The organism is Caballeronia sp. M23-90 (assembly GCF_053574605.1).
In genome coordinates, this window is record NZ_JBSIPA010000253.1 from 1 (window position 1) to 9,423 (window position 9,423).

At 61.2% G+C, this 9,423-nt stretch carries 9 protein-coding genes; 3 read left to right on the forward strand and 6 right to left on the reverse strand.

Annotated features, from left to right (window positions below):
• The 3 genes from ACRXB1_RS22135 to ACRXB1_RS22145 form a co-directional block, all read right to left on the reverse strand.
• Nucleotides 1-231, reverse strand: a 231-nt coding sequence (locus tag ACRXB1_RS22135) for an aldolase/citrate lyase family protein (protein WP_449493220.1), incomplete at its 3' end; no start/stop codon positions are given.
• Between the two features lie 238 nt (nucleotides 232-469).
• A complete protein-coding gene (bluB, locus tag ACRXB1_RS22140; RefSeq protein ID WP_449493221.1) occupies nucleotides 470-1,159 on the reverse strand; it encodes a 5,6-dimethylbenzimidazole synthase in 690 nt (229 codons plus the stop codon).
• 414 nt (nucleotides 1,160-1,573) lie between these two features.
• Nucleotides 1,574-3,925, reverse strand: a complete 2,352-nt coding sequence (locus ACRXB1_RS22145; RefSeq protein WP_449493222.1) for an EAL domain-containing protein — start codon at nucleotides 3,923-3,925, stop codon at nucleotides 1,574-1,576.
• 411 nt (nucleotides 3,926-4,336) lie between these two features.
• Here ACRXB1_RS22145 and phnC point away from each other — a divergent pair, with 411 nt between their 5' ends.
• The 3 genes from phnC (at nucleotide 4,337) to phnE (ending at nucleotide 7,072) form a co-directional block, all read left to right on the forward strand.
• Nucleotides 4,337-5,230, forward strand: coding sequence for a phosphonate ABC transporter ATP-binding protein (phnC, locus tag ACRXB1_RS22150; RefSeq protein ID WP_062170781.1), 894 nt, complete (start codon nucleotides 4,337-4,339; stop codon nucleotides 5,228-5,230).
• A gap of 40 nt (nucleotides 5,231-5,270) precedes the next feature.
• On the forward strand, nucleotides 5,271-6,242 hold the full coding sequence (phnD, locus tag ACRXB1_RS22155) for a phosphonate ABC transporter substrate-binding protein (RefSeq protein ID WP_062002911.1): 972 nt from the start codon (nucleotides 5,271-5,273) through the stop codon (nucleotides 6,240-6,242).
• Nucleotides 6,243-6,337: 95 nt separating this feature from the next.
• Nucleotides 6,338-7,072, forward strand: a complete 735-nt coding sequence (gene phnE, locus ACRXB1_RS22160) for a phosphonate ABC transporter, permease protein PhnE (RefSeq protein ID WP_449493226.1) — start codon at nucleotides 6,338-6,340, stop codon at nucleotides 7,070-7,072.
• 58 nt (nucleotides 7,073-7,130) lie between these two features.
• Here phnE and phnN read toward each other — a convergent pair whose 3' ends face one another.
• From phnN to phnF, 3 genes are read right to left on the reverse strand one after another with little or no spacing between them, the layout of a single operon-like run.
• Nucleotides 7,131-7,691, reverse strand: coding sequence for a phosphonate metabolism protein/1,5-bisphosphokinase (PRPP-forming) PhnN (phnN, locus tag ACRXB1_RS22165; protein ID WP_449493223.1), 561 nt, complete (start codon nucleotides 7,689-7,691; stop codon nucleotides 7,131-7,133).
• Nucleotides 7,688-8,407, reverse strand: coding sequence for a DUF1045 domain-containing protein (locus ACRXB1_RS22170; protein WP_449493224.1), 720 nt, complete (start codon nucleotides 8,405-8,407; stop codon nucleotides 7,688-7,690). Before ACRXB1_RS22170 ends, phnN begins: the two co-directional genes overlap by 4 nt.
• Entirely contained in the window at nucleotides 8,404-9,162 is a 759-nt protein-coding gene (gene phnF / locus ACRXB1_RS22175; RefSeq protein WP_449493225.1) for a phosphonate metabolism transcriptional regulator PhnF, read from the reverse strand. The genes ACRXB1_RS22170 and phnF overlap by 4 nt, the downstream gene beginning before the upstream one ends.
• Nucleotides 9,163-9,423: the final 261 nt, after the last annotated feature.

Below are 9,423 nucleotides of genomic sequence, written 5' to 3' on the forward strand. Positions count from 1 at the left end.
GTCCTTGAGCGCCATGAGCTGCGGAATGAGCGTGAGGACGTCATTGGGCGCGTGCTCGGCGTCGAGCAGGATCCAGTCGATGCCCAGCACGCCCAGCAACTCGGTCGTGATCGGGCTGCCGAGCGACGCCCAGCAGCCGATCTGTTTTTCCTGGTTTAGGACTGACTGGCGAAACGTATTGGGGAGCGGCTGGTAGGGCGAGTAGAGCGAGGTCTGTGCGGGCGCTGTCATGACGGGGCTTCCTCTGCGTAATTGCTCGAATTGCGGCCTGAGTTGAAAACCTTAGTATGCAACATGCTCATACGTTATCAGACGTCATATTACATCGCGAGCTTGATGTCGGGCAAGGAAAAGGGCTTTATAGCGACGTGCGACTTACAGCCGTTGCCACGGGGAGTCCGTGACAAGCCTTGAATGGCTTACTTGCCGCTGCAAAAGACGCATTAAACAGGCAACTGCCAGCCCGTGCTCAGTCGATTACCGGCTGGCCCGGGGCTTCGCAGGCCGCATCAGGCCAGCGGTTTTCTTCCAAACAGTATGCTGCCGGCACGCGTTTCGCCCAGCCCTCGGCTTGCAGCATCGGTTCATCGTAGAAGTGTTCCACGTGGCCAATGCAGAGAATGGCAACCGGCTTTGCATCGGCGGGCATATGCAGCAGACGTTGAACCGCCGCGACATCGAACAGCGATACCCACCCGAGTCCGATCCCCTCCGCGCGTGCCGCGAGCCACATGTTCTGGATCGCGCACGCCACTGACGCAAGGTCCATTTCGGGAAGGGTGCGGCGGCCGAAGATATGCCGCTCGCGGTCTTCCATCAAGCCGGCGACCAGCACCTCGCCGCAATCCAGAATGCCCTGGACTTTGAGCCGCATGAATTCATCGCTGCGTTCGTTGAGCGCCATGGCCGTTGCGCGGCGCTCCGTCTCCACGATGTCGTGCAACGCGAGGCGTACGTCGCGATCGGTCACGCGCACGAAGCGCCAGGGCTGCATGAAACCGACGCTCGGCGCGTGATGCGCGGCATCGATCAGTCGCGCCATCAGTTCGGGCGCGACGGGGGCATCCGTGAAATGCCGCATGTCGCGGCGTTCGTGGATCGCGCGATAAACCCCTGCAATTTCAGGGTCGGAAAAGCGCTTGGCGGTCGAGTCGGTCATTGCATCCATGCATTCAAAAACAGCGATCGCGCTGAAATAACACGCGCGCCGAAGCCGCTGGTGGCCGTAATCATGTGGTCTGCGGGTAAATCCCGGTAAGGCGGGCGGCCATTATCCAAGCCATCGATAGCTTATTCCCGTCACGATACACGGAGAATACAGCCCCGCGGCAACGGCCGTGCCGCTCGAAGAGCAGAGCCGGCAGTTCAACGATGCGGTGGCGCTGTTCAGGTCGACGGGCGATGTGCATACGCCGGGATACTTGCACACCGCGGCGTGAAAATCGCTTTTCTTTGCTTCGTTTCCGAAGTGACCGAAGGAGTTGGACAGACGGCAGCAATAACCTTTGTCAGACCACTGTATGGCTGTTGTCTAAACGCGGCGGCCGCTGTGCCACAAGTAGCCCGGCGGCCATCATTCCCCCGCCGGCCACGCGAGATGCGGCGACGTCCAGTCGAGTTCGCTGCCAACGACCATCACCTCGCCGTCGCGCTGCACGGCCATCGTCACGCCGACCGAAGCGCGTCCGCTGGTGAGCGACAGATACGGCTGGCAGAACACTGCCGTCCCCATGTTCGCTACCGCCTTCCAGTAATACGGCCGATGATCCCAGCGCGCTGATTGCGTCGAGCGCAGCGGGCCGAGCCTGAAATCACCGCCGGGGCCGGCCTGTCCCACAAACTCCTGTCCCACGATCCGCCCCGTGTGATCGAGCACGAAGCAGCGCCGGCAGAGCGCGAAGGCGGTCATCGGCGCGATGGCTTCATGGACTTGCGCACCGTCCGATAACGCCGCCGCCGCGGCTCTCACCATCGCAAGGTAAGGCGACAGTTGCGCTTCAAACCGGCTCGCGCGCGCGGTCCGCCCTTCGGCGATCACATCGAACGCATGATCGATGCGCCGCATCACCGCGTCCGCCGCCGGTATGTTCGCACTCGGCCTGCCCAGCAAGAATCCCTGTGCGAAGTCGACGTTGGATTCGACCGCAAGCACGAGCTCTTCGGTCGTCTCGATCCCTTCGACGACCACGAGCATATCCGCGCGATGCAGCAGCGACACAATGGTCGATAACAACGGCTGCTCCGACGCGCGGCTCTTCGCGCGAATCAGCTCGCCGTCGAGCTTCACGAAGTCGGGCTGGATGCGCAGCAGGCGGTCGAGGTTCGAATGGCCGGCGCCGAAGTCATCGACGGCAATCAAAAATCCGCATCCACGATACCGCCACGCGGCCAGTGCCAGCTCTTCCGCGCTCACGCCTTCCGACTCCAGTATCTCGAGCACGATGCTGCCCGGATTGAGCCCCGCTGCGCTCGCCATGTTCGCAAGCGTCTGCTCGTAGCCCGCCTGAATGAACGTGGATGGCGCGACGTTCAGGAACAGCCACGTGTCCTGCGGCAAGCGCTTGCGCGCATTGTTGAAGTGCAGATGATGCGTGAGCGAATCGAGCTCGATGACATCGGGGTTCGACTGCGGCGCGAACAACAACTCGGGCTGAACCGGCTGGCCCTCGTGATCGCGTCCGCGCAACAGCACTTCGAAGCCCACTTGCTTCTGGTGCGAGAGACTGTAGAGCGGCTGGAAGTGCGTGGAAAGTTGGAAAGGTCCCCAGTGCCTGACGGAATCGGCGTCGGGAGTTGCATCGGCTTTTGCATCGATATCTTCGTCAATGGCGGTCGCCCGCACGCGCGCGACGCTGCTCACCCGCTCCACGAACACACGATTGCGGCCTGCATGTTTCGCACGCAACAATGCTTCATCTGCGCGGTCGAGAAGCGCGATAGCAGTCTCATGTTCTCGCCGATGGGCCACGCCAAAACTCGCCGTCAGGAAACCATCGGGCCGCAGGATTCCTGCGATGCGGATGCGCAAGGAGTCTGCAAGATCGGTAGCCTGATGCGTTCCGGCGGTCGGAACCAGTACCGCGAATTCCTCGCCGCCCAGCCGGCCGGCGATTGCCTCGGGGGGTATCGCCCCTTTGATGACCTGCGTGACCTGCAGCAGGGCATCGTCGCCGCGTGCGTGGCCGTATTGATCGTTAAGTGACTTGAAACGGTCGACGTCCAGGAAGATCGCGCTGACGATCTCATCGCCGCTGCGTGGCGCGCTCAGCATCTGCCCGGCTTGTTCGAGGAACGCGCGGCGGTTGAGCAATTGCGTGAGGGGATCGGTGGCGGCGAGCGCAATGAGCTTCTCTTCCAGCAAAAAGTGATTGAGCCGGAACCAATAGAAGCCGAAATGGAACGTGGTCGCGGTCGGAATGCCGATGGCGACCCACATCGCGCACAGCACCCAGTCGTCGTGCGTGAAAGGTACGGAAAATACGAACGGGATGCCCGCTATATAGAACGCAGTCGTGCCGAGCACGAAATGCCGCGGCGTGAGCCACAGCGGCGCGGCGCAAATGGGCACGACCATGCCGGCGGGCAGCATCCAGTAAAGCGGCTGCTCTACGCCCGTCACGTTCATCATCACGCCGATCTGCAGCACGACCACATACGCCGCCCCGATCATGCCGAACACGAAAGTGGAGGTCGCACGGGGAATGGCGGCCACGAGTAGCGACAACGCGAGCGCGCACATCAGGCGTGGCCAAAGCGGCAATTCGATGCCCGTCACGTGCGCGCGCGCAATCACGAAGATCACGAAGGCCACGACGGTGAAGGCCATGGTGACCGTGGAAAGCGGCTTCTGCAGTTCCATCGAACGTCGATGAAAACTCAGGCGTACCGCAGGCGTAACCGGCGGCGGAAGGAGAGATGTAAGCATGTCGTCGGATCGTTTTGTGGCAGTCTCATTCACGCAAGTGAAGGCTGTCGGCTCTGTTGTTACTGTTACTGCTGTGTCCAGGCCGAATCTATGAACCCCCGAATCGGGAAATTCAGGTTCAAAATTTCATCAGACGAAACGTGATTGTCTTACGACACGCCGGCCGGCTCAAGATAAATGTTGAGCTATCCAGATATCAAAACGCTTGCCGAGCGTCAGTGTGACCGATTTCCCTCCGCGACCGAATTCAGATTTTTTAAATAAACATTCAAGTCCAGTGCGCTGCCGACCGTGTTCTTCTGCCTCAGTTGTGTATTCATCTAGACGACTTGCAAGCGTCACCGCGTCGTCATGTTGCCTTCCTAGAATCCCTACGACGCTGCAATTCTCCGGCGTCATAGTGAGGACATCATGGATGCAATCCGGATCGAACGTTTGTGCAAGACGTTCAACAATGGCCGCAAGGCACTCGACTCCATTGACCTGAAAGTGGTCGAGGGCGAAATGGTTGCGCTGATCGGCGCATCCGGTTCAGGCAAGTCCACGTTGCTGCGGCACATTGCGGGATTCACGGCTTCCGACCCCGCACCGTCGCATGTGACGCTGCTCGGGCGCCCGATTCAGGAGAATGGCAAGGTGGCGCGCGAAGTCCGCCGGATTCGTCGCGACGTCGCATTCGTGTTCCAGCAATTCAATCTCGTCGGGCGTCTCACCGTGCGCACCAATGTATTGATTGGGGCGTTGTCGCGCGTGCCGCTGTGGCGGCGTTTGATCGGCCGGTTTCCGCGCAACGAGCACGAGCTTGCAATGGCATCGCTTTCCGCAATGGGCATTGGCGACCACATCAACGAGCGCGCCAGCACCTTGTCCGGTGGCCAGCAGCAACGCGCTGCGCTCGCACGCGCGCTGGTTCAGCGGGCCCGCATCGTCCTTGCCGATGAACCCATCGCATCGCTCGATCCCGAGTCCTCCCGCCGCGTGATGGAGTTGCTTCAGTCGCTCAACGAAGACCATGGCCTGACGGTAGTCGTGTCGCTACATCAGATCGATATCGCAATGAAGTACTGCGCAAGAACGGTCGCGCTGCGCAACGGCTGCGTGGTGTACGACGGTCCGTCCGCGAGCCTGACCCCCGCCTTGTTGCGCGAACTGTATGGCGCAGCGGCGGAAGAATTACTGACCGATGCCGACACCGAAACCGACGCCGCCCAGCGCGAGCCGGTTCGACAAACGGAGCGCGCGACAGCGCGTCCGGAAGGTGCATCGGCACGATCCGCGGCATTTGCATCGGCGGCGAGCTCCTGACCCGACAACTTTTGTTTTTTTCCAAACCTGGACCCATTCGATGAAATCAGCCCGTTTCCTTCTGGCCGGCGCGATGCTCGCTGCATGTCTCGTCTCGCAGGCAGCGCTTGCCGAGACGATCAACTTCGGCATCATCTCGACCGATAATTCATCCGCGCTCAGGCAGCGCTGGCAACCGCTGATCGACGATCTCAACAAGCAGACCGGCCTCGAAGTGAAGCCATTCTTCGCGACGGACTATGCCGGCATTATCGAAGGCATGCGTTTCAATAAGGTGCAGATCGGTTATTTCGGCAACGCGTCCGCAATCGAAGCGGTGGATCGCGGCAACGGCGAAGTGTTCGCCAAGGTGAAGTACAAGAGCGGGGAGGCGGGGTACTACTCGTTGCTCATCACGAATGTGAATAGCAAGTGGAAGACCGTCGACCAGGTGCTGAAGAATACCCACGACATCAACCTCGGTTTCGGTGATCCGAACTCGACATCCGGCACGCTCGTGCCCTCGTATTACCTGTTCGCGAAAAACGGCGTCTCGGTGCGCAACGACTTCAAGAGTGTGCTGCCGTCAAGCCATGAGGCAAACATGCTGGCTGTGGTGAACAACCGCGTGGATGTCGCGACGAACAATACCGACATGGTCGAGACCTTGCGGCAACAGCATCCCGAGTTGCTGCAGCGCGTGCGCATCTTATGGAAGTCGCCGCTGATTCCGTCGGACCCGATCGTATGGCGCCGCGATCTGCCGCAAGCCACGAAGGACAAGCTGCGCAATTTCTTCGACCACTACGCGCAGACCGATCCGCGCGAGAAGGCGATCATGGAAGGCATCACGGGTTTGTCGGGCTTCACCGACTCCACCGATGCCCAACTGATCCCGATCCGTCAGATGGCCCTGTTCCAGAAGAAGGAGCAAATCCAGAACGACGCGCATCTGTCCGACGAAGACAAGAAAGCGAAGATCGCCGCGCTGGATGAGAAGCTCGCGCAGCTCGATACGGTGGCCGCGAAGTGAAGCATCCCGTCGACGCGTATTCCTTCGACGGCGCCGGGCCACGCCCGCATGCCATCAAGCCCGAGCTGCACGTACCCAAGCGGAGCTGGTTATCGATGTTCGGGTGGATCGCGTTCGTGGCCGTACTCGGGCTGTCGTGGCGTAGCGCCGACATGCGTCCGCTCGATCTCTTCGCTGACCCGGGCAACATGGTGCAGTTCGGCCGCGACTTTTTCCCGCCGGACTTTCACGACTGGCGCACCTATGTTCACGAGATGATCGTGACGCTTGCTGTCGCGGTGTGGGGCACGGCGTTGTCGCTGATATTCGCGGTGCCGTGCGGGTTGTTGTCGGCCTATAACATTGCGCCGGTGTGGGTCGCGCAACCCGTGCGCCGCGTGATGGATGCATGCCGCGCGATCAACGAGATGGTCTTCGCGATGCTGTTTATCGTGGCAGTCGGACTCGGGCCGTTCGCGGGCGTGCTCGCGCTTTGGGTGCATACCACGGGCGTGCTGGCCAAGCTGTTTGCCGAAGCCGTCGAGGCGATCGATTCACGGCCTGCCGAAGGTGTGCGTGCCACCGGCGCAAGCAGTCTCGACGAAGTGCTCTACGGCGTGCTGCCGCAGGTCATGCCGCTGTGGATATCGTTTGCGTTGTACCGGTTCGAATCGAATGTGCGTTCGGCGATGGTCGTGGGCATGGTCGGTGCAGGCGGGATTGGCGTGGTGCTGTACGAAGCCATTCGCTCGTTCAACTATGCGCAAACCGCGGCAGTGTTGCTGATGGTTATTGTGATCGTGAGCTTGATCGATCTCGGGTCGGCCTGGCTGCGTGAGCGTGTGATCTGACATTTCAGGACGTCGGGAATAACGGCCGGTACGAAGTTCGTACCGGCCTTTTTCATCATCAGGCCAGTTTCAGCGGCCGATTGATTGCTGCCAGCAGTTGTTGTCCGGCATCGGCGAGCAGACCCGAGTTGTCGATGGTCGTCACCCGCGCTTCCTGCGGCAACGCAAGCGCCGGGCGTCGCGCGAGACGTGCTTCCATCTGCCTGGAATCTTCACGGCCTCGCCGTTCCAGACGCGCGGCGAGAACCGTCGGATTCGCGTGAATATGGACGAATTGCGTATGCGGATATCGTTCGAGCGCTGCAGGCGCATGCTGACGCGAACCGTTCACGACTACAGCCAGACCACGCGCGAGCCATGCGTCGATTTCAACGCCGATGCCGTAGTGCAGCCCAAGGCTTTCCCAGTGCATCGAGAATACGCCGCTTGCCAGACGCGCGGCGAATTCGTCGTGCGTGAGCGCAACGTGATTCTCGCCGTCCGAAACAGGCCGCGTGATGTATCGGTGCGCAAACATCACCTGCGAACCGATCCGTTCGCGAACGAAGCCGAGCAGCGAATCCTTGCCCGCGCCCGATGGTCCCATCACGTAGATCAGTCTGCCCCGATCGGCGCTCATGCGCGCGCTCCTGCATCGCCGAAAGGCAGACGCTGCCAAAGGGAGAAGGGCGCATCGCGATGCGCCTGAACGAAGAGCGCCGCGCCATGGAAGGGAAGTGGTCCAAGCGCTTCGCTGCGTGCTTGCCAGAGCGTCCTGATCGCGGTGCGTTGCGCTTCGGAGTCGATGGAATCGGAAAGCGTCATGTGAAAACGGAATTCATCGAGCACATAGGGGTAGCCCCATTCGAGCAGCAACGCGCGCTGCCGGGGAGTGAGATGGGGCGCGAGCCGCTTTTGAGTCTCTTCAGGCGAAGAACGCGCGCGCAGCGAGGCAAGGGCATGCAAGGCGCTTGCGGCGATGTCGCGGATGGCTCCGTCATGCTCCGATTGCGCCGCGCGAAGCGCAACGAAGCGGCCGAGATCGGCAGCTTGCAGCGGGGCCTTGAAAGGCGCGATTCGCCTTGCCCATTCCTTTGCGGCCAGGACGACGTGCTCCGTGTTGTAACCCTCGGCGATATGAAACGGCGGCACAAGGGTGCCATGCCAGCCGTATCGGCGCGGTGCGACGGTGAGCGACGCAACCGGCTGGCCGAGCGCGGGAACGACAGGCGGTTCCATGGACTCGCCGGTTTCAGCATCCCGGCCAAGCCATTCGCTGCCGGCATGCCACCATGCGGATGCGGCTGGCGGTGCGTAGTAAAGCGCGATACGTGCATCGGGTGTCCACGCGCTCATACGCCATCCTCCACCAGCAATTGCACGCGGTCCGCCGCGAAGTGCGTGATGCCATATTTGATGGGCACGCCGGCCTCGTCAACGTCGACGCTTTCGACCCACATGACGGGTTGCTGCCGGTTGATCTGCAGACGGCGCGCAACTTGGGAACTCGGCAAGATGCAACCAATGCGGCTCCATTTGCGCGTGTAATCGGTCACGCCGAATTCGGCCAGCGCCGCGCTTACGCCGGGTTTGCCCGCCAGCACCGCCGGAAAATCGGCGAACCGCATTGCCGGATACCAGCTTCGCGCGTAGGTCAGCGGTACGTCCTCGGAGTCATGGCGCGTCTCGATCTCGTAGACCAGCGTGCCGGCGCGGATGCCGAGCGCCTTGGCCGCAACCGGATCGGCCTTGACCTTCTCGCTCGACAACACCACGCCCGCCGACGGCTGATTGTGGCGGCGCAGGTTCTCGGTAAAACGCGTGCGCCGTCCAATCTGATAATCGATGGCACCGGGCTGCACGAACGTGCCACGTCCCTGTTCGACACTGACCAGTCCCGTCGCCGCAAGACGCAGCATGGCGCGGCGTACCGTATGGCGGTTGACGTCGAAACGCCGCGCAAGTTCTGCTTCGCTCGGCAGGCGGCCTTCTTCGCCAAAACTCTTCGCTGTAATTTCCGCCGAAAGGATCTGTTCGATCTGGCGCCACACAGCCACGCCCGCGCCGCGCTCGACTGCAAGCCCCGGTGTCCCCGTTTCGTTGGATGTCATGGTGGTGTCATTCCTGTCGGTTTGAATATCGTCATGGGCATTGTAGTGCGCCGCCGATGATGGAAATGTGAAAGCGGGGCACATTGGATCGATTTATATCTGTACCTGTAAACGTCTAGACGACCAGATGACTATTCTAGTAGGGTATGGATTCTGCAGCATCACCAAATTCACGAGGTTGACGATGAACATTTCTGCGCGGCCGTCCGAGTTGGCGCAACCCGCGACCCGGCGCGAGTGGCTGGCGATCCTGGCGCGTAA

What these genes read in the sequence shown, in the direction of transcription:
- bluB (WP_449493221.1), bottom strand. Translation starts at nt 1,159, where the DNA reads ATGACCGACTCGACCGCCAAGCGCTTTTCCGACCCTGAAATTGCAGGG.
- ACRXB1_RS22145 (WP_449493222.1), bottom strand. Translation starts at nt 3,925, where the DNA reads ATGCTTACATCTCTCCTTCCGCCGCCGGTTACGCCTGCGGTACGCCTG.
- phnC (WP_062170781.1), top strand. Translation starts at nt 4,337, where the DNA reads ATGGATGCAATCCGGATCGAACGTTTGTGCAAGACGTTCAACAATGGC.
- phnD (WP_062002911.1), top strand. Translation starts at nt 5,271, where the DNA reads ATGAAATCAGCCCGTTTCCTTCTGGCCGGCGCGATGCTCGCTGCATGT.
- phnE (WP_449493226.1), top strand. Translation starts at nt 6,338, where the DNA reads ATGTTCGGGTGGATCGCGTTCGTGGCCGTACTCGGGCTGTCGTGGCGT.
- phnN (WP_449493223.1), bottom strand. Translation starts at nt 7,691, where the DNA reads ATGAGCGCCGATCGGGGCAGACTGATCTACGTGATGGGACCATCGGGC.
- ACRXB1_RS22170 (WP_449493224.1), bottom strand. Translation starts at nt 8,407, where the DNA reads ATGAGCGCGTGGACACCCGATGCACGTATCGCGCTTTACTACGCACCG.
- phnF (WP_449493225.1), bottom strand. Translation starts at nt 9,162, where the DNA reads ATGACATCCAACGAAACGGGGACACCGGGGCTTGCAGTCGAGCGCGGC.